This is a genomic window from Mucilaginibacter sp. OK283 (assembly GCF_900110415.1).
Lineage (GTDB): Bacteria > Bacteroidota > Bacteroidia > Sphingobacteriales > Sphingobacteriaceae > Mucilaginibacter.
On the sequence record NZ_FODR01000016.1, the window covers coordinates 14,636 to 33,642 of the forward strand.

Consider the following 19,007-nt stretch of genomic DNA (forward strand, 5'->3'; position numbering starts at 1 on the left):
AAAATCAATGTCTGTGCATGCGTTTTCAATAGTTGAAAAAATAAGACATTCCTTATAAACAAAAAAGGTGCCTTATAAGACACCTTTTTTGTTTAGTTTAAAACAGGTTTTGTTTCTTCCTTAACCGTAAGGCCAAGCGGTTCGCTCACCTTTTCATCCAGCAATGCAAGCTTAATCACATCGCGCATATCGGTTACGTAATGGAAATTCAAATCTTTTATATAATCCTCTTTAATTTCCAGGATATCTTTCTGGTTTGATTTACATAGGATGATCTCTTTGATATTGGCGCGCTTCGCCGCGAGTATTTTTTCCCTGATACCGCCAACAGCCAAAACGCGGCCGCGCAGGGTTATCTCGCCTGTCATGGCCAGGTTGGGTTTTACTTTGCGTTGCGTAAATGCCGAAACCAGGGCTGTGAGCATGGTGATGCCTGCAGATGGGCCATCCTTTGGCGTAGCGCCTGCCGGTACGTGCACATGCACGTCCCAAAGGTCAAAAAGTTTAGGGTTGATGTCAAAATAACCGGCATGGGCCCTTAAATAAGCCAGTGCAATGGTTACCGATTCTTTCATCACATCGCCCAGGCTGCCGGTAAGCGTTAAACGGCCTTTGCCGGGGCTTAAGCTTGCTTCGATGAACAGGATATCGCCGCCAACCGATGTCCAGGCCAGGCCTGTTACAACGCCGGCTACATCATTGCCTTCGTAAAGATCTTTGTCGAATATAGGCGCACCCAATATTTTTTCGATATCTTTTTTATTTACCGCCGGATTGTAAGGCTCTTCCAAAGCGATGTTTTTGGCAATGCCACGCACTACCGAACCTATCTTTTTCTCCAATGCACGTACGCCAGATTCACGGGTATAATCAACAATGATTTTTTCCAGGATTTCGCTTTTAAGGGCAATGTCCTTTAATTTCAGGCCATGTGCGTCGCGTTGTTTGGGTACAAGGTGTTGTTTGGCAATTTCTATTTTTTCTTCGATGGTGTAGCCGTTCACCTCAATAATCTCCATCCTATCTAATAATGCAGGCTGGATACTACTCAGGGAGTTGGCAGTTGCAATAAACATTACGTTGGATAGGTCGAAGTCCATCTCAACGTAGTGATCATAAAAAGTGCTGTTTTGTTCGGGGTCAAGCACTTCCAGTAAAGCCGAAGATGGGTCTCCGCGGAAATCGTTTCCTACTTTATCAATCTCGTCTAAAATAAAAACAGGATTTGCCGCGCCTGCTTTTTTCACCGATTGGATGATGCGGCCCGGCATTGCGCCAATATAAGTTTTACGGTGGCCACGAATCTCGGCTTCGTCGCGGATACCGCCCAAAGCCATGCGCACATATTTGCGGCCCAAAGCCTTGGCGATAGATTTACCCAGCGAGGTTTTACCAACTCCGGGAGGGCCAACCAGGCAAAGGATGGGGGCTTTCATGTCGCGCTTTAACTTAAGCACGGCCAGGTATTCAATAATGCGTTGTTTAACCTTATCCAGTCCAAAATGGTCTTTATCCAAAACCTTTTGGGCGCGTTTCAGGTCGAAGTTATCTTTAGTAAACTCGTTCCATGGCAAATCAAGCAATAACTCCAGGTAATTTATCTGTACCGAGTAATCTGCCGCTGCAGGGTTGGTGCGGGCAAGCTTCTCCAGCTCTTTGGTAAAATGATCTTTAACCTCTTTAGCCCATTTCTTTTTAACAGCACGCTGTCGTAAGCTCTCTATCTCTAAATCAGGAGAATTACCGCCCAACTCTTCCTGTATGGTTTTAAGCTGTTGATTTAAAAAATAATCACGTTGCTGTTTATCCAAATCAACGCGCACCTTGCTTTGGATCTGGTTTTTTAACTCCAGCATCTGCAAATCAAGAGTAAGATGCTCTAATACCAGGTTAATCCTTTCGCGCAAACTGGCAACTTCCAACAGGCGTTGCTTGGCCGCCATATCGGCATTCATGTTTGATGATATAAAGTTGATCAAAAATGAAGTGCTCTCAATATTGCGGATAGCTATGCCGGCTTCGCTGGGGATATTTGGCGATAGCTGGATAATATTCATGGCCATGTCTTTTATAGACGATACCATGGCCTTAAATTCTTTATCCTCTTTTATTTTGGTTTCGTGAAAAGGCTCAACGGTTGCTTTAATATAGGGTTCTGACTGAACCTCATCTTTTAAAACAAAACGTTTTTTACCCTGCAAAATAACTGTGGTGTTACCGTCGGGCATTTGCAGCATTTTGATGATGAGCGCAATGGTACCAACTTTATTCAATTGGTTAAAATTGGGGTCTTCAATACCCACATCCTGTTGCGCAACTACCCCAATCATCCGGTTGCCTTTATTGGCATCACGAATAAGTTTGATTGATTTGTCGCGGCCAACGGTTATCGGGATAACAACCCCGGGAAACAGCACAGTATTACGCAGCGGCAGAATGGCCAGTAAATCAGGCAATTGCTCGTTGTTCATTTCCTCTTCGTCTTCGGTAGACATTAAAGGAAAAAACTCCGAGTCTTCATTTATAACCGGTAAAGCATTTTTAAAATCGAATGGATCGAAACTCATTAATATATTTTTTGTGTAGAAAATAACGTCATGTTGTCAGCCCATAAACTTATTGGGCTTGTAATATACAGGTAAACGATGATTAAAACCTGTGTGGTATTATGGTTCAAGAGCTGTGCCAAGTTGGGTTAATAATGAATAGCGTTTGATTTGGTGCTGTAATGGTTTGATTTTATGGTAATTGTAAATTTAACACCTATTTTTCAAATTAACTGGATTTTGTTGTTAAAGATGAAAAAAAGTCATAGTATCGCTTTCCAGATTAAGGTACCCTGATGGAATTATTTTTAATAAATTTAATTTTGGCATAATAATTCGAAGGAATGATAGTTAATGATATACAATTTGTTCACCATTAATCCGTTGATGAGGCTTTCAGTTATTTTACCATTCCTGCTACTGTCAACCATTGAAACTACATTGGCGCAAAGCGCTTATGTAAAAATGGGGCAGCAAGCTGTTATGGATGGTGATTTCAGATCGGCAGTAGCCCACCTCGAAAAAGCCTGTATCACCGATTCTACCAATGCCAATGCTTTGTGGATGTTGGGCTATTCTTACTATCACAGCGATAACTACAAAAAATCAATAGCTGCTTATACCCGCGTAATTGCTATAAAACCGGCTGATGCTACTGCTTACTATTACAGGGCGCGCGCAAAAAGCTACTTAGGTAGAGATAACCAAACTAAAGATGCCGATAAAGAACTATATTTATTAGGCGCCATTGTCGACCTTACCAAAGCCATATCTATCAACGACGACCCAGGCGATAGTAAATACTACCAAAACAGGGGGATAGCCTACCGTGATTACGGCGTATTCAAACTCCAAACAAATTCCCGTTTTTATGACAGGAGCCGTGGTGTAAATTCATTAAAAGCTTCTATTGCCGATCTTGAAAAGATATTGAATGCCAACCCTGGCCGTAACGATATCGCAGCGCTTATCGATCAATCAAAAGAAAAGCTGAACCAGGCAAGTTCAACGGCAGCTACAAAACATTAAACCATATTGTCTTTTTTACGCCACAATTATAGGTATGTTATCGATTTATATTAAATTTGATTTGAATTTATGGCGAAAAAATTTCTTACAGCGAATTATAACGACGGGGATCATAATGTTAAAGTAGGGCTCACTTTGATATTGTGGGAAGAGGATAATGTTTTTTATCAATATTCTCCAGAGTTGGATTTGACGGGATACGGTAAAACTAAAAATGAAGCAGAGGAATCTTTTCAGTACGTTTTACAAGATTTTATAAAATATACACTACACAAAGGAACTATATTTGAAGAGTTGGAAAGGCTTGGTTGGACAACTAATAAAAAGAAAAAGCGACTACACGCACCCGGAGAAGAACAACTTTTAGAAGATAATGAAACCTATAAAGAGTTGATAAATATGCCCGGCATTCTTAGGTCTACTACTGACTTTGCCCTTTCTTTATAGAAAATGAGTACTCGTCATTTGCGTAATATTTCAATATCTCAATTTGAATCTTTTTTAGAATTAGCACTTTGTCAGTTTAAGAAGAATGAAAAAGGGCATTGCCAGTATACCCGAGCGGATTTGAACAGACCTATCGTTTTTCAAAATCACATAGATCCTATTCCCGAATTTATTGTCAAGAATCTTTTAAGATTGTTTCCCTACAGTAAGGATGACTATTTTGATATTTTAGAAGGCACTAAAATAGTGAACAGAAAAAGTCTCAAAGTATTTGAGTTGATAAATAAGAAGGTTTCCGATTAATTACCATTTACCTTGTGTAATGAGAGATTTCACAATCGTTTGCAAACTAAAATCGATTTCAACGTTTCAATACTCCTCTTATCCTATATAAATTCTTCCCCATCAATCTCACCTGCTGCGATTTCTCTATCTGGTAAACCGAATCTGGAAAGTAGCTTAATTTTTCGTGAGTTTCGTAAAGCAGGTTTTTAGTATGGTTAAATATTACAATCCATTTTACGTTATCCCCCACTTTTTTTATCATAACCTCGGTTGTACGCAAATCGGGTGTTTTGGCCCGGTAAATAATAAGCGAATCGGTGTTTAAAACACTGTAACTGTTTTTCCAGGCCGGGCGGTTAATGTCTGAAAGAATAAAGAGGTTAAATTCCTGCCCCCAGTTGGCAATTCGTAGGGTTTTGTTTTCTGTCACTCCATTGTGGGTAACAGTTTTATCAACCTGCGGATTTAGTTTGGTTAGCCTGGCAGTATCACCTTTAAAATATCCGGCTATATCAAAATACTTAAGCGTACCGTTTGATTGCGTTTTATCGGGCCTGCAGGCTTGCAAACCCAATAAAAGCAAAATGCCACCCAACAGGGTGGCATTATAAGTTAGTTTCAGTTTATACCAATACATTACCGGTCATTTCCGCGGGGATATCAACCCCAAGTATTTTTAAAATGGTAGGTGCAATGTCGCCCAGTTTGCCATCGTTTACATGGGTTACATCTTTGTCTATTATGATACATGGCACCAGGTTGGTGGTGTGGGCGGTATTTGGCGTACCATCATCGTTAATCATATAATCGGCATTACCGTGATCGGCAATGATGATAAAGCTATAGCCATTGGCTAAACCAGCCTCAACAACCGCTTTTGTACAGGCATCTGCTGTCTCGGCAGCTTTAACAACGGCGCTAAAAACACCGGTGTGCCCAACCATATCGGTATTGGCAAAGTTCAGGCAAACAAAATCAGGCCAGCCGCTTTCCAGTTCAGGAATGATAGCATCGCGAATGCCTGCCGCGCTCATCTCTGGTTGCAAATCATAAGTTGCCACTTTGGGCGATGGCACCAGCAAACGTTTTTCGTTATCAAATTCGCGCTCGCGTCCGCCAGAGAAGAAGAAAGTTACGTGTGGGTATTTTTCGGTCTCGGCAATGCGGATCTGCGTTTTGCCTGCATTCTGCAAAATTTCGCCTAATGTTTTGGTCAGGTCTTCTTTATTAAAAACCACCTGTACGTTTTTAAATGTTTCATCATATGGCGTCATAGTGATGTAACGGATATTCAACGGGTGCAGGTTATACTCCGGGAACGACTTTTGGGTTAACGCCAGGCTAATCTCGCGGCCTCTGTCTGTACGGAAGTTAAAGCAGATAATAACATCGCCATCTTTTATAACAGCCAAAGGCTTACCATCGGCATCAACCCTTACTATTGGTTTTATAAATTCGTCGGTAACACCCTCTTCGTATGATTTTTTGATCAGGTCGGTGATGTGTTGCGTGGCTTCACCTTCACCTTTAACCATAAGGTCGTAAGCCAGTTTAACGCGTTCCCAGCGGTTATCGCGGTCCATCGCATAATATCTGCCTATGGCGGTGGCAATTTGTGCAGACGTACCCGCTATATGTTTTTCCAGTTCGGTAATAAAACCTAAGCCCGATTTAGGGTCGGTATCGCGTCCGTCTAAAAAAGCATGAATAAATACATTGTTTACATCCAGCTGTTTTGCTGCATCGCAAAGGCCCTTTACATGCCTGATGTGTGAGTGTACACCACCATCAGATACTAAACCGATGAAGTGAACATCCTTATTGTTTTGTTTGGCATATTCAAAAGCATCTTTTAAAACCGGAATGGTGGGTAATTCGTTATCATCAACCGCTTTATGAATGCGGCCTAATTCCTGGTAAACTACCCGGCCTGCGCCAAGGTTCATGTGTCCAACTTCGGAGTTGCCCATTTGTCCGGCGGGTAAACCTACCGCCATACCCGAAGCTTCCAGTTTGGAGTTTGGATAAGTTTGCAGCATCATGTCAACAAAAGGAGTGTTGGCGGCAAGTATAGCGTTCGATTGATCGTTACGGCCGTAACCCCAGCCATCGAGGATAATTAATGCGAGTTTTTTTTTATTTTCCACATTGCAAATATAAATGCAACAATGTACTTATGGCTATAAATTTTGAATTTAGATTTATACTTGCACCGTGCTGATTGTTAAGATAATAATTGAAGGCAAAAACAGTTATATCTGAACATCGCGCAGAAAAATCACCCTCTTTTTTGTCAAATGTAACTTTAAACCGTTTTTTCACGTATTTATGATATGAAGTTACTTTACCTGTCGTCGTTTTTAATTTTGTTGCTGATGCCTGGCAGGGTAGCGGCCGATGCCATGGATAATGTGGCTAATTTGATAAAGCAGGGTAACAGTAAAGAAATTGGTAAGCTGTTTGCCCCAATCGTAGAGATGTCGGTGATGGCCGAAGAACAATCATATCCACAAAACCAGGCCACATCGGTGCTCAGCGATTTTTTTACTAAGCATAAGCCGCAAACAATAAAGTTGCTACACAAAGTGAACTCCAGCGCCAGCATTCAGTTTGGCGTATATATTTTAACCACCGCCGATAAACAGGAATACCGCATTGCCTTTACCCTGAAAGATGTTGGCGGCACCATGCGCATCATCGAATTGGGAATTGAGGACGAGAAGGTGAAGTAAATGTGCAAATTTCAGATATGCAGATGATTTTTTGATTGATTAGATTGTTTTCTGAACGGCGATTACGCAGATTAATGGATTAATCAGATGTCATCCAGCGTAAAAAATCCGGGAATCTAATAAATCCGCTTAATCAGGGTTCAGACATATTCATCTGCACATCTGGAATTTGAAATCTGCACATCTAAAATTTGCACATTATCTTTTCATCTGCACATCTGAAAAATCACTACTTTTGGGGCTTAAAAAAGTAATTATCTTGGATAAAGAACTTGTTGACCAGTTTATAATTAATGCTTTACAAGAGGATGTTGGCGATGGTGATCATACTTCCTTATCAACCATTCCTGCCGATACTACAGGCAAAGCACAACTTTTGGTAAAAGATGAAGGCATCTTAGCCGGTGTCGAATTAGCTATTGAGATATTTAAAATAGTAGACCCTAACCTTAAAGTAACCCTTTTTTTGCAGGATGGCGCTGTTGTTAAGTATAAGGATGTAGCGTTTGAGGTAGAAGGCAGTGCCCGCAGCATCCTGCTTGCCGAGCGTTTGGTACTGAATTGTATGCAACGAATGTCGGGAATTGCTACAAAAACCCACGAGATAGTTGATTTGCTGAAAGGCACCAATACAAAAGTTTTAGATACCCGTAAAACAACACCAGGCTTGCGCTATCTTGAAAAATGGGCCGTAAAAATAGGTGGCGGTGTAAATCATCGGTTTGGTTTGTATGATATGATATTGATTAAAGACAATCATGTTGACTACGCCGGTGGTATACGGCAAGCTATTGAAAGTGCAAATCAGTATCTTTCAGATCATCATAAAAAACTTGCCATCGAAATTGAGGTGCGTAACCTGGAAGAGTTGGAAGAGGTATTGCAAACCGGCAACATAAACCGTATCTTGTTAGACAACTTTAACTTCGCCGAACTGCGGCAGGCGGTTAATATTATTAATGGCCGGTTTATAACCGAGGCATCGGGTGGTATAACAATTGATACTATACGCGAATATGCTGATTGCGGAGTTGATTATATCTCTGTTGGTGCGCTCACGCATTCGGTAAAAAGCCTCGACCTTAGTTTAAAGGCTGTTAAGTAAATTAATTGTTTATCGTTGTTGTAAACATTTGAGTTAAAGCCGGGCTATCAAAATCTGGCTATTAAAGCACTGCGTTTAAATTATGATTAGAGTTTTAGTACGGTATCAATTTTGTAATATTGCAGGTAAATGATCAACGTATACTCAGTTTCGGCGCTCATCCTTGCTTATCTCTGCGGGTCTATCCCAACGGCTGTTTGGATCGGCCTGGCGTTTTATGATATTGATGTAAGGGAGTATGGCAGCGGTAACGCAGGGGCAACCAACACCTTTAGGGTATTGGGCAAACAGGCCGGTATTCCTGTAATGCTGCTTGATATCTTAAAAGGATGGACAGCTACCAACCTTGCTTTCTTTATCGGTATTTCTACCACCGGGCCTTACAATTCTGCAAGCTATATGAATTACGCACTGGCTTTAGGTGTGGCTGCGGTTATGGGTCACTTGTTTCCGATATTTGCAGGTTTTAGGGGTGGCAAAGGCGTTGCTACTTTATTTGGAATGATTTTGGCTATACATTTGCACGCCGCTTTATTGTGCGTGTTGGTGTTTGTGGTGGTGTTGTTGCTTACAAAGTATGTGTCGCTTAGCTCAATTGCCGCGGCTTTTACATATCCTATAGGCGTTTCGTTTGTGTTCCCTACCTCTATAAGGTCGGTTGTTATATACGGGATGTGTATTTGCTTGCTAATTTTGGTAACCCATCAAAAAAATATCGAACGCTTATTAAAGGGCACCGAATCGAAAGTTAATTTTTTAAAGAAAAAAGCTGCCTAATCATTATGAAAAAATTCCTGTCTGCATTTTTAGCAATAACTATGGTTATTGCACTGTTCTCCTGTTCAACAGTGCCACTTACCGGTCGCAAACAATTAAGCCTGGTGGGTGACGCCGAAGTAAATCAATCTGCCGCTGCCAGCTACAGCCAACTATTATCAGATCCTAAAACAAAAGTAATTAACAGCGGAACGGATGCCCAACGTGTAAAACGGATAGGCAACAACCTGGCTGTAGCTATTGAAACCTATCTGAAAAATAACGGCTATGGCGATCAATATACCTTTAAATGGGAGTTTAACCTGATCCAGAGCCCTGAAGTAAATGCATGGTGTATGCCTGGCGGTAAAGTAGCTGTATATAGTGGTTTACTGCCGGTAGCCAATACCGATGCTTACCTGGCTGTAGTAATGGGCCACGAAATTGGACACGCTATTGCCAGGCACTCTGCCGAACGGATTTCGCAGGAAATGTTGGTGCAGGGCGGTGGTGCTTTAGTAGGCGCAGCCACAGCCGATAAGTCACAAGCTACACAATCGGCCATAGGTACTTTATACGGGGTTGGTACTCAATTAAAATTATTAAGCTATTCGCGTGCGCAGGAGTCAGAGGCAGATCGTTTGGGATTAACATTTATGGCCATGGCCGGATATGATCCGCATAGTGCCATCGCATTTTGGCAACGGATGGCTGCTCAGAATAAAGGAGGATCGCCACCCGAGTTTTTGAGTACTCACCCTGCCGACGCCACCCGCATAGCCAATATTCAAAACCTTATACCCGAGGCTATGAAGTATTATAAAAAATAGTGAATGGTGAGAGGTGAGTGGTGAATAGTGAGTAGTTAGTTGAAATACATTCAATAGCTGTTAATTCACTACTCACCGCTCACAACTGACCACTCACCAATTCACCGCTCACCCCTCACCAAAATGCCCAAACCGCAATTCTTAAAAGCGCAATGGAAAAACCTGGTAATGATAAATTACGAGGTGGATCCCACTATTCTTGATCCCTATTTACCACCCGGCACCGAACTTGACTTATGGCAGGGCAAAGCATTGGTGAGTATGGTAGGCTTTATGTTTTTAGATACAAAGGTGCTTGGCATCAAATGGCCATGGCATGTAGATTTTGAGGAGGTGAATCTTCGTTTTTATGTAAAGCACTTTAACGGAACAGAATGGAAGCGCGGGGCCGTTTTTGTAAGTGAAATAGTACCTAAGCCAATAATAGCAGTTATTGCAAATAATTTATACAAAGAGCATTATAGCGCCATGCCCATGCGCCACAGCGTACTGGAGGCCGGAGATTATACTCAATTTTTATACGAGTGGAAGTTTAAAGGCAAATGGAATAAGCTTGGCGCAACCGCCAGCAATCAATTACTGGATATACAACCCGGTAGTAGCGAAGAATTTATTTTCGAGCATTATTGGGGATATAATAAACTTTCGGCCACAACCACTATGGAATACCAGGTTGAACATGTGTCGTGGCAAACTGGCAAGGTTAAAGGTTATATTTTTGAAGCTGATGTGGCAGGGCTATATGGCGAAGCATTTAAACCTTATTTAGAGAAAGAGCCGGTTTCGGCTTTTTTTGCCGTTGGATCGGATATTAGGGTGAGGATGGGAGATAAGATTGTGGTAAAATAGTAAAGTTCGGATACTATCCTCCCAAAACCTCCAGCACCGCCTTGGCTTTCAATAAACATTCCTCATATTCCTTCTCTGCGTCGGCATGGTAGGTAATAGCACTCCCTGCATGGAATGATAAGTATCCGTTATCAGCGTTGTATAGCAGCGATCTGATTACTACGTTAAAATCAAAGTCATCATCCGGAGCAAAGTAGCCTACCGCGCCGGAGTAAACGCCGCGCTTACTTCGTTCGTATTGTTCCATCAATTGCATGGCGCTTATTTTAGGCGCACCGGTCATGCTGCCCATGGGGAAAGTGTTTTTAATGGCTTGTATTGCAGATAAGTCGTCACGTAACTCACATACTACGGTTGAGATCATCTGGTGTACCTGGCGGAAGCTGTGAATGCCGAAAAGTTCTTCAGTTTTAACCGTTCCCTGTTTTGCCGATTTGGTAAGGTCGTTACGTACAAGGTCAACAATCATTACATTTTCCTGTAGTTCTTTAGGATGGTTTCGTAGTTCCTGTTTAACCAGTTCATCTTCCTCTAAATCATCATGCCTTTTGGCCGTGCCCTTGATGGGCTGCGATATGAGTTTACTGCCTCGTTTTGCTAAAAAGCGTTCGGGCGAGGCGCCCAATATGTAATTGTTTTTCCACTTAAAAAAAGTGGAAAACGGATTTGGGGAAACACTATTAAGCTGCGTAAATACGCTCAAAGGATCAATATGTACATCTTCAGCATAAAACTCCTGACAAAAATTGGTTACATAAATATCGCCCCGTGTAATATGTTTCTGGATGGCGGTTACGGCATCAATATATTCCTGTTTTGTAAACCTGCTTTTTAAATTTATTGACGGCTCATCACCATTCGTAATTGGCTCCTGCTCATCAATACAGCTAAAAACATGTTTAGGCTCATCGCTAATAATCTCCGCTTTATTGCCTTTGATAATAATCAGGTGTACCGGCGCAAAAAAATACAGATCTGGAAAGTTGAGGCCATCTAAGTTTTGTGAGGATAATTTTTCCACCTCGTTTTTCAGATCGTAGCCCAAAAAACCACAAAGCCAACCGGGATTATCTGCACGAAAGTTTTGTAAGTCACCAAACGCAGAACCTGCGCTTGCTTTTATTTGTGCCTTGCTGCCAATGGCTATCAGTGTGTCAAATTTGGTGTAGGGGTCATCAAAACCATTCGAGTCAAGGTAGCATACCCAATTATATGATGATGCCCACTGCAGGGCTTTAAGCTTGAAATTTTGCAGATCATCTACCTGTACTATCACCCTGCAAAAATAACCAAGTAAATGAAAAAAGACCGGGTAACCGGCCTTTTTAACATATGAAGTTAAGTTTGTGTCGACACAAACTTAAAGGTTGTGTTAGTGCAATACCAAAGTCTGTTTCCTGTCGGGGCCTACAGATAAATATTTTACCGGTACGCCTAACTCTGCCTCCAGATAGTCGATGTATGATTGCAGCTTGGCAGGTATTTCAGATAACTCGGTAATACCTGTTAAATCTTCGTTCCAGCCATCAATTTCCTTCAAAACCGGCACCGGGCTTACCGAGCAGATATCATAAGGCATGTAATCAATAGTTTCGCCTAAATAGTTGTAGTGGGTACAAGCGTAAATTTTATCAAAACCGCTTAATACATCAGCTTTAGTCATTACCAGTTGGGTAACGCCATTAAGCATTATAGCGTATTTTAAAGCCGGCAGATCAATCCATCCGGTACGGCGGGGCCTGCCTGTGGTTGCGCCAAATTCGTGGCCTATACGGCGTAACTCTTCGCCTGTTTCGTCTTCCAGTTCGGTAGGGAAGGGGCCGCCCCCAACACGGGTACAATAAGCTTTAAAAATACCTATCACATCGCCAATTTGCTGTGGAGCTATTCCTAAACCGGTGCATGCACCGGCCGCTGTAGTATTTGACGAAGTAACAAACGGGTAACTTCCAAAATCAATATCCAGCATGGCCCCCTGAGCGCCTTCTGCTAAAACTTTTTTGCCTTTTTTAATATAGTCGTTCACCAGGTGCTCCGAATCAACTAATGGGAATTGTTTGAGAAAATCAATAGCTTCAAAAAACAATTGCTCACGTTCAGAAAAATCGGCAACCTCGCCGTACATGGCGGTAAGCATTGCCGTATGTTTGTCAACCAGTTTCTGGTAACGCTCTTTAAAATCGGGCAGAGTGATATCGCCTATACGCAACCCGTTCCTGCCGGTTTTATCCATATAAGTAGGACCGATACCTTTTAAAGTCGATCCGATTTTACCCTCGCCCATTTTCTTTTCAGATGCAGCATCAAGCAGTTGATGGGTAGGTAGTATCAGGTGTGCTTTTTTGGCAATTAGCAGGTTCTTTTTTGCCAGCAGGTCGTGTCCTGCATCTTTAAGTTTATCTATTTCCTTTTTAAGGGTGATAGGGTCAATCACTACGCCATTACCAATAAGGTTCATGGTGTTTTCAAAAAATATACCTGAAGGAATAGTATTCAACACGAATTTTTTACCATCGAACTCCAAAGTATGCCCGGCATTAGGGCCGCCCTGGAAACGTGCAATCAGGTCATAACCTGCGCTAAGCACATCAACAATTTTTCCTTTACCTTCATCGCCCCATTGGAGGCCTAATAATACGTCAACAGCCATTAATTTCTAATATTTCTATAATAATCGTCAAATGCTTTCACGATGGTGGTTTTTACTTTATCCCAGGTCGTACCATCTAATGACTCGGGAGATATTGTATTTTCGGCGTCAGCGAAGTAAATCACTGATCTTATGACCGCAAAGGTATCATCATATGTATATCTATCATGATAAAATTGAAAAAGATTTTCGAATGTGTAAAACTCCAAAAGTTTGGCGATGTCCCAGAAATCCTTTTTAACACCTCTGCCTTTCACAGCGTTGAGCTTCAAAGCTATCAAATCTTTGGTATCGGCAAACGGTATATTGTCTATAAATTGGATGGGGTTTAAAAAAGGATCTCTTACTGAAACAAAATCGACCTTTACGTCCTGAATGATACACTGATAGATTGATTTAGTTCTGTCATTTACAGTGTTAATACGGCCAAAATTATCTTCAAGGGTTTCTATTAAAACGTCTTTTTCAAGAGGTCGGTCTGAAAAAAAATCGAGATCTATTGATTTTCTATGGCCATATAACAGAGAAAGTGCTGTGTCGCCAACCAACCTGAATTGTTTTAATTCAGGCAATGAAACAATTTTTCTTAAAAGTTCCAGTGTTGCTGGTTCAACTGTTTCTTCTCGTAACATTTAAAGTCGGTAGGTGTTACCTTAAACAAGGTACAGCAAAAGTTTATGCTCATATCTGAAAGCCATAAAGCCTGCAAAGCCAGTTTGCCTACTTTATCAAACCCATAAAACTTAATCAGGTTATTAAAATCTTGTTCTTTGCCACGTTCTAAAACCTTTTCCACAACATGCGCCGCATTCTTTTCATAGTCAATACTATCCATATCCACATCCCAAAATGCCTGTTTGCTTAAAATAGGTTTGTCCATGATTATACCCTTCTGTCGCAATTGCCCTCACGTAATTTGGCACAGTTACCATAAAGGTTTAGCGAGTGGTGTTTAATATCGAATTTTAAAATGTCGCCCATCATGCTCTGAATCTGCTGAATCCGCGGATCGCAAAACTCCACTACTTTACCGCAGTCGATGCAAATGATGTGGTCATGCTGTTTGTAGCCGTATGATTTCTCAAACTGGGCCATGTTTTTGCCAAACTGGTGTTTGGTTACCAGGTCGCATGACACCAACAGTTCAAGCGTGTTATATACCGTTGCACGACTAACGCGGTATTTTTTATTTTTCATGTGGATATAAAGAGATTCCACATCAAAGTGATCTGAGCGCGAGTAAATTTCTTCGAGTATTGCAAAACGCTCCGGCGTTTTGCGCAGGTTTTTATTCTCAAGGTAAGCCTCAAAAATTTTTTTAACCAATGCTATAGTATCCGGTTGGGGCATAATGGTCTGTTAAGCAGGCAAAGTTATTAATAATTTGGTTAAGATAGAGTCAAGAGTCAAGAATCAAGAATTAAGACAAATTTGTATTTCGCTTGATGATTCCTTCTTTCATCTGTAATTGGTTTTAAACAAAGATCAAAAAATCAATACCTTTTCTGTCTTGATTCTTGACTCTTAATTCTTGATTCTTCCTCAAGAAGCTTTTTCAATCACCGAATCAAATCTATTGACGCCGGTAACGCCTTTAATAAGTTTTATTTTTTTGATCAGGTTTTCAAGGTGATTGGTATCGTTTACGTAAACCATTATCGATCCTTCAAAAATACCGTTATCACTATCGACGGTAATGGAGCGGATATTTACCTTAAAATCGGTTGATATTACTGTGGTAAGTTTATTGATTAACCCAACTTCGTCAATTCCGGTTATTCTTAAACCAGTTAAAAATGCGAGCTCCTGTTGGTTGGTCCAGCGGGCCTTCACAATCCGGTAGCCATAATTGGCCATCAGCTTCGCGGCATTCGGGCAATTGGTGCGGTGTATTTTAATGCCATCGCTTACGGTAACAAAGCCAAACACATCATCGCCGGGGATAGGGTTACAGCAATTGGCCAGTTTATAGTCAATTTTCTGCATATCCTCGCCAATCAGCAGCATGTCGGCGTCTTTCGATTTCAGGTTACGGATAAGGTTTTGAACTTGCTCCTGTTCAATTTTGTCCTGGGGCTTGTTTTCAACGTTTTTTTCAAATGCCTGGTATTCTTTCAGGTCCTTCATGTCTATCACACCCTTGGCAATGTTATAAAACAGGTCCTGGGTTGATTGAAGTTTGAAAAAGTAGCTCAGTTTGTGCAGGTTTTCGGAGTTATAAGTGATTTTAAGCGATTTCATTTTACGCTCCAATATCTCTTTCCCATCCTCAGCAACTTTACGTTTTTCTTCTTTTAAGGCCGATTTTATTTTGGCTTTAGCCTTTGCAGTAACCACAAAATTCAGCCAATCCTCTTTGGGGGTTTGCTTGCCCGAGGTGATGATCTCTACCTGGTCGCCGTTTTGCAGTTTATAGCTAAGGGGCACCAGTTTATGGTTTACTTTGGCGCCGATACAGCTGGCGCCTACGTCGGTATGTATCTCAAATGCAAAATCCAGGGCTGTGGCATTAAGCGGCAATTGGATAAGCGCCCCCTTTGGGGTAAAAATAAAAATTTCATCGCTGAACAAATTCATCTTGAAATCGTCGATAAAATCCAGGGCGTTAGTGTCGGGGTTTTTAAGCATATCCCTTACCTTTTGAACCCATTGATCAAGCCCGCTATCGGTTGATGATTCCTTGTATTTCCAATGCGCGGCAAAACCTTTCTCGGCAATCTCGTTCATGCGTTTGGTACGTATTTGTACTTCAACCCATTGCCCGCGCGGGCCCATAACGGTGGTGTGCAATGATTCGTACCCGTTTGCTTTGGGCGACGATATCCAATCGCGCAGCCTGTCGGGGTTGGGGCGGTATTGGTCGGTAACTATGCTGTAGGCCTTCCAGCAATCGGCTTTTTCCTGGTCGGGGGCGCTATCTAAAATTATCCTAATGGCAAAAAGATCATATACCTCCTCAAAAGGGATAGATTTTTTCTTCATCTTATTCCAAATGGAGTGGATAGATTTTGGCCTGCCAAACACATCGGCATGAATTTCCTGGGCCTGCAGCGCCTTGTTAACAGGTTCAATAAAATCACGGATAAAGCGCTCGCGTTCAGCTTTCTTCTCGTTCAGCTTCTTTTTGATGAACTGGTAAGTCTCGCGCTCCATGTATTTCATGGATAGGTCTTCCAGTTCAGATTTTATAGCATATAAACCCAGCCTGTGTGCCAGGGGGGCATACAGGTAAACGGTTTCTGACGATAGTTTAAGCTGCTTATCGCGCGGCATAAACTCCATGGTGCGCATATTATGCAGCCTATCGGCCAGTTTTATGAGTATTACCCGTACGTCATCGGCCAGGGTAAGCAGCATTTTACGGAAGTTCTCGGCCTGTAACGAGCTGTTGGTATCAAATACGCCCGATATTTTAGTTAAACCGTCAATAATTTTGGCCACCTTTTTACCAAACTCCATCTCAATTTCGTCCAGCGTCATATTGGTATCTTCTACCACATCATGAAGCAGGGCGCATACTATCGATGTAGTGCCCAGACCAATCTCTTCGGCGGCTATCTGGGCAACTGCAATAGGGTGGTATATATAGGGTTCGCCGCTTTTACGGCGCATATCTTTGTGGCTTTCAAGTGCCATGTCAAACGCCTTGCGTATCATGCGTTTATCGCCCTTTTGCAGGGTCGATTTACAGGCGCGCAACAATGCACGATATCTTTTTAGTATCTCATTCTTCTCGGCTTCCAGATCAATCTCTATCTCTTTCATATATGCTATAGGCGGTATTAATAAGATAAACTTGTAATTGAAAATTATTATTACAGATTATATTAAAATACCACAAAAATTTCCTTTAATTTTGTTTTAAGTAAAAATATGAAATTTATTGGTTTTCTGTTGATGTTTTGTTGCTTAGTGAGCCAGGTAAGGGCTCAGACAGATAAACCTGCACCTATGATATTAGGCAAAAATGATACCATAAGGGTGGCCGTAACCGATGTTGACGGAGAACTGATACCATGGGTAGTTTGCCCGCCAATAAGAATTGTAGATACCCGCATATTTGCTAATGATGCCGATAGGGATAATTACCGCCGATTGCGTTATAACGTAATGAAAGTGTTGCCTTACGCACGTTTTGCAGGCCAGCGGTACGCAAAATTACAGCGTGATCTGGCGCTAACCGGCGATAAAAAGAAGCAGAAAGAATTAATAGGAAACTGCGAAACCGAAATTAAAACATTGTTCAATAAGGAAATTAAAAATCTGACAATTAGTCAGGGTGAAGTTCTGATTAAATTGATTGACCGCGAAACCGGGCAAACAAGCTACACCATGGTAAAAGAACTTAAAGGTGGTTTTAAGGCATTTATGTTTCAGTCTGTAGCCAGTATATTTGGCCACAACCTTAAAGAAACTTACGACCCAGACGAGCAGAGAGATATCGAGGCCATACTTACCCAGGCCGGATATAATTCCACTAACTACTGATAATGGATAACACAAGCGTCTACGAGTTTAACGTTCAAAAGTTAAACGGTGATGATATTAGCCTGTCGGCTTATAAAAATAAGGTACTCTTAATTGTTAATACTGCTTCCCAATGCGGCTTTACACCACAGCTTAAAGATCTGGCCGAACTGAAGGATCAGTTTAAGGACGCTGATTTTGAGATACTCGCTTTTCCATCGAATGATTTTGGAGGACAGGAGCCTTTGGAAGGCGCTGCTATTGCTGCTTTTTGCGAAAATGCTGGTGCCAACTACCCTGTATTTGATAAAATAAGGGTCCGTGGGCCTTTTGCACACCCGTTATACCAGTTTTTTGCTGATAAAAAAGCAAACGGCAAACTTAAGTCGGTGCCGAGGTGGAATTTTCACAAGTTTTTGATTGATAGGGAAGGACACGTTACCGACTTTTATTTTCCTTTTACCAAGCCAACATCTTCAAAAATCCGGAAAAAGATTGAACGCCTTTTGGCAGCCGCTCGTTAACACAAACACTATAATGAAATTAGATATTTTAGTTTTATCGGTACATCCCGATGATGCCGAACTTGGATGCTCGGGCACTATTTTAAAACACATTGCCATGGGCTATAAGGTGGGTATTGTTGACCTTACCCGCGGCGAATTAGGTACAAGGGGATCGGCTGAGATACGTGAGCAGGAAGCCGCCGCAGCCGCCGAAATATTAGGTCTGTCGGTAAGGGATAACCTGGCTATTCCTGATGGTTTTTTTGAAAATACGCGCGAATATCAATTACAGGTAATTGCGGCAATCCGCAAATATCAGCCGGAAATTTTAATAACCAATGCCTACTATGACCGGCATCCAGATCATGGCCGCGCCAACGAACTGGTAGAGGCATCGGCATTTTTATCGGGCTTACGTAAAATAGAAACTTTTGAAAAAGGAGAACCGCAGCAGGCGTGGCGGCCAAACCTGGTGTTGCACTTTATACAGGATAACTATATAAAACCGGATGTTTTAATTGACATCACCGCATATTGGGATAAAAAGGTAGAGAGTATTTATGCTTATGGTTCGCAGTTTTATAACCCCGAATGGGAAAATGAACCCCAAACCTACATATCAACCCCCGAATTTATAAATGTGGTTGCAGCCCGTGCCAGCGAATTTGGTAAAAGTATTGGTGTTAAATATGCAGAAGGCTATACCAGCAGGAAAATTTTAGGGGTAGATAATTTATTTGCTTTAAAATAATATATTATTTAACTGAAAATAAAATAAGCCAATGTCTTTTTAAGATATTGGCTT

Annotated in this window: 20 protein-coding genes; 11 read left to right on the forward strand and 9 right to left on the reverse strand. The window is 41.6% G+C overall.

Translation table 11 applies throughout. The features are described from left to right. Nucleotides 1-92: 92 nt before the first annotated feature. Nucleotides 93-2,567: an endopeptidase La gene (lon, locus tag BMX56_RS26720; protein ID WP_090652780.1), complete on the reverse strand. Its 2,475-nt coding sequence runs from the start codon at nt 2,565-2,567 to the stop codon at nt 93-95. 366 nt (nt 2,568-2,933) lie between these two features. Here lon and BMX56_RS26725 point away from each other — a divergent pair, with 366 nt between their 5' ends. The 3 genes from BMX56_RS26725 (at nt 2,934) to BMX56_RS26735 (ending at nt 4,325) form a co-directional block, all read left to right on the forward strand. After that, nucleotides 2,934-3,575: a tetratricopeptide repeat protein gene (locus tag BMX56_RS26725; protein ID WP_177183933.1), complete on the forward strand. Its 642-nt coding sequence runs from the start codon at nt 2,934-2,936 to the stop codon at nt 3,573-3,575. Nucleotides 3,576-3,644: 69 nt separating this feature from the next. Beyond that, entirely contained in the window at nt 3,645-4,022 is a 378-nt protein-coding gene (locus BMX56_RS26730; protein ID WP_090652782.1) for a hypothetical protein, read from the forward strand. A 3-nt stretch (nt 4,023-4,025) separates the two neighbouring features. Continuing rightward, complete coding sequence (locus BMX56_RS26735; protein ID WP_177183934.1) at nt 4,026-4,325, forward strand: type II toxin-antitoxin system HicA family toxin; 300 nt, start codon at nt 4,026-4,028, stop codon at nt 4,323-4,325. Nucleotides 4,326-4,383: 58 nt separating this feature from the next. Here the strand turns inward: BMX56_RS26735 and BMX56_RS26740 are convergent, their stop codons facing one another. Both BMX56_RS26740 and gpmI read right to left on the reverse strand, forming a co-directional pair. Further along, on the reverse strand, nt 4,384-4,944 hold the full coding sequence (locus BMX56_RS26740) for a hypothetical protein (RefSeq protein ID WP_090652783.1): 561 nt from the start codon (nt 4,942-4,944) through the stop codon (nt 4,384-4,386). Continuing rightward, complete coding sequence (gene gpmI / locus BMX56_RS26745) at nt 4,931-6,454, reverse strand: 2,3-bisphosphoglycerate-independent phosphoglycerate mutase (RefSeq protein WP_090652784.1); 1,524 nt, start codon at nt 6,452-6,454, stop codon at nt 4,931-4,933. Before gpmI ends, BMX56_RS26740 begins: the two co-directional genes overlap by 14 nt. Nucleotides 6,455-6,640: 186 nt before the next feature. Here gpmI and BMX56_RS26750 point away from each other — a divergent pair, with 186 nt between their 5' ends. The 5 genes from BMX56_RS26750 to BMX56_RS26770 all read left to right on the forward strand — a co-directional run bounded on the left by BMX56_RS26750 (nt 6,641) and on the right by BMX56_RS26770 (nt 10,579). Continuing rightward, nucleotides 6,641-7,039 carry a DUF4783 domain-containing protein gene (locus tag BMX56_RS26750; protein WP_090652785.1) on the forward strand — a complete coding sequence of 133 codons (399 nt, stop codon included), beginning with the start codon at nt 6,641-6,643 and terminating at the stop codon, nt 7,037-7,039. A gap of 259 nt (nt 7,040-7,298) precedes the next feature. Further along, on the forward strand, nt 7,299-8,144 hold the full coding sequence (gene nadC, locus BMX56_RS26755; RefSeq protein WP_090652868.1) for a carboxylating nicotinate-nucleotide diphosphorylase: 846 nt from the start codon (nt 7,299-7,301) through the stop codon (nt 8,142-8,144). A 129-nt stretch (nt 8,145-8,273) separates the two neighbouring features. Further along, nucleotides 8,274-8,921, forward strand: coding sequence for a glycerol-3-phosphate 1-O-acyltransferase PlsY (gene plsY / locus BMX56_RS26760; protein WP_090652786.1), 648 nt, complete (start codon nt 8,274-8,276; stop codon nt 8,919-8,921). A gap of 5 nt (nt 8,922-8,926) precedes the next feature. After that, nucleotides 8,927-9,730 (forward strand): M48 family metallopeptidase, encoded by an 804-nt coding sequence (locus BMX56_RS26765; protein WP_090652787.1) that lies wholly within the window; start codon nt 8,927-8,929, stop codon nt 9,728-9,730. Nucleotides 9,731-9,853: 123 nt separating this feature from the next. Then, complete coding sequence (locus tag BMX56_RS26770; RefSeq protein ID WP_090652788.1) at nt 9,854-10,579, forward strand: YqjF family protein; 726 nt, start codon at nt 9,854-9,856, stop codon at nt 10,577-10,579. A gap of 13 nt (nt 10,580-10,592) precedes the next feature. Here BMX56_RS26770 and BMX56_RS26775 read toward each other — a convergent pair whose 3' ends face one another. The 6 genes from BMX56_RS26775 to BMX56_RS26800 all read right to left on the reverse strand — a co-directional run bounded on the left by BMX56_RS26775 (nt 10,593) and on the right by BMX56_RS26800 (nt 16,994). Beyond that, a complete protein-coding gene (locus BMX56_RS26775; protein WP_255369929.1) occupies nt 10,593-11,855 on the reverse strand; it encodes an anthranilate synthase component I family protein in 1,263 nt (420 codons plus the stop codon). Nucleotides 11,856-11,951: 96 nt separating this feature from the next. Then, complete coding sequence (locus tag BMX56_RS26780) at nt 11,952-13,229, reverse strand: adenylosuccinate synthase (protein ID WP_090652789.1); 1,278 nt, start codon at nt 13,227-13,229, stop codon at nt 11,952-11,954. Next, entirely contained in the window at nt 13,229-13,861 is a 633-nt protein-coding gene (locus tag BMX56_RS26785; protein ID WP_090652790.1) for a nucleotidyl transferase AbiEii/AbiGii toxin family protein, read from the reverse strand. Before BMX56_RS26785 ends, BMX56_RS26780 begins: the two co-directional genes overlap by 1 nt. Then, nucleotides 13,816-14,109 (reverse strand): DUF6922 domain-containing protein, encoded by a 294-nt coding sequence (locus BMX56_RS26790; protein WP_090652791.1) that lies wholly within the window; start codon nt 14,107-14,109, stop codon nt 13,816-13,818. Before BMX56_RS26790 ends, BMX56_RS26785 begins: the two co-directional genes overlap by 46 nt. A gap of 2 nt (nt 14,110-14,111) precedes the next feature. Then, nucleotides 14,112-14,579 (reverse strand): Fur family transcriptional regulator, encoded by a 468-nt coding sequence (locus BMX56_RS26795; protein WP_090652792.1) that lies wholly within the window; start codon nt 14,577-14,579, stop codon nt 14,112-14,114. Nucleotides 14,580-14,771: 192 nt separating this feature from the next. Continuing rightward, a complete protein-coding gene (locus BMX56_RS26800) occupies nt 14,772-16,994 on the reverse strand; it encodes a RelA/SpoT family protein (RefSeq protein ID WP_090652793.1) in 2,223 nt (740 codons plus the stop codon). A 186-nt stretch (nt 16,995-17,180) separates the two neighbouring features. Between BMX56_RS26800 and BMX56_RS26805 the strand changes: the two genes are divergently transcribed. The 3 genes from BMX56_RS26805 to bshB1 are packed head-to-tail and all read left to right on the forward strand — an operon-like array spanning nt 17,181 to nt 18,953. Next, nucleotides 17,181-17,717: a DUF4294 domain-containing protein gene (locus tag BMX56_RS26805; RefSeq protein WP_255369930.1), complete on the forward strand. Its 537-nt coding sequence runs from the start codon at nt 17,181-17,183 to the stop codon at nt 17,715-17,717. A gap of 2 nt (nt 17,718-17,719) precedes the next feature. Beyond that, a complete protein-coding gene (locus BMX56_RS26810; protein ID WP_090652795.1) occupies nt 17,720-18,220 on the forward strand; it encodes a glutathione peroxidase in 501 nt (166 codons plus the stop codon). A 13-nt stretch (nt 18,221-18,233) separates the two neighbouring features. Then, on the forward strand, nt 18,234-18,953 hold the full coding sequence (gene bshB1 / locus BMX56_RS26815) for a bacillithiol biosynthesis deacetylase BshB1 (RefSeq protein WP_090652796.1): 720 nt from the start codon (nt 18,234-18,236) through the stop codon (nt 18,951-18,953). The last annotated feature ends 54 nt before the right edge of the window (nt 18,954-19,007 follow it).

Coding starts and splice junctions, on each gene's coding strand:
- lon (WP_090652780.1), bottom strand. CDS start 2,567: ATGAGTTTCGATCCATTCGATTTTAAAAATGCTTTACCGGTTATAAAT.
- BMX56_RS26725 (WP_177183933.1), top strand. CDS start 2,934: ATGAGGCTTTCAGTTATTTTACCATTCCTGCTACTGTCAACCATTGAA.
- BMX56_RS26730 (WP_090652782.1), top strand. CDS start 3,645: ATGGCGAAAAAATTTCTTACAGCGAATTATAACGACGGGGATCATAAT.
- BMX56_RS26735 (WP_177183934.1), top strand. CDS start 4,026: ATGAGTACTCGTCATTTGCGTAATATTTCAATATCTCAATTTGAATCT.
- BMX56_RS26740 (WP_090652783.1), bottom strand. CDS start 4,944: ATGTATTGGTATAAACTGAAACTAACTTATAATGCCACCCTGTTGGGT.
- BMX56_RS26750 (WP_090652785.1), top strand. CDS start 6,641: ATGAAGTTACTTTACCTGTCGTCGTTTTTAATTTTGTTGCTGATGCCT.
- plsY (WP_090652786.1), top strand. CDS start 8,274: ATGATCAACGTATACTCAGTTTCGGCGCTCATCCTTGCTTATCTCTGC.
- BMX56_RS26765 (WP_090652787.1), top strand. CDS start 8,927: ATGAAAAAATTCCTGTCTGCATTTTTAGCAATAACTATGGTTATTGCA.
- BMX56_RS26770 (WP_090652788.1), top strand. CDS start 9,854: ATGCCCAAACCGCAATTCTTAAAAGCGCAATGGAAAAACCTGGTAATG.
- BMX56_RS26780 (WP_090652789.1), bottom strand. CDS start 13,229: ATGGCTGTTGACGTATTATTAGGCCTCCAATGGGGCGATGAAGGTAAA.
- BMX56_RS26785 (WP_090652790.1), bottom strand. CDS start 13,861: ATGTTACGAGAAGAAACAGTTGAACCAGCAACACTGGAACTTTTAAGA.
- BMX56_RS26790 (WP_090652791.1), bottom strand. CDS start 14,109: ATGGACAAACCTATTTTAAGCAAACAGGCATTTTGGGATGTGGATATG.
- BMX56_RS26795 (WP_090652792.1), bottom strand. CDS start 14,579: ATGCCCCAACCGGATACTATAGCATTGGTTAAAAAAATTTTTGAGGCT.
- BMX56_RS26800 (WP_090652793.1), bottom strand. CDS start 16,994: ATGAAAGAGATAGAGATTGATCTGGAAGCCGAGAAGAATGAGATACTA.
- BMX56_RS26805 (WP_255369930.1), top strand. CDS start 17,181: ATGATATTAGGCAAAAATGATACCATAAGGGTGGCCGTAACCGATGTT.
- BMX56_RS26810 (WP_090652795.1), top strand. CDS start 17,720: ATGGATAACACAAGCGTCTACGAGTTTAACGTTCAAAAGTTAAACGGT.
- bshB1 (WP_090652796.1), top strand. CDS start 18,234: ATGAAATTAGATATTTTAGTTTTATCGGTACATCCCGATGATGCCGAA.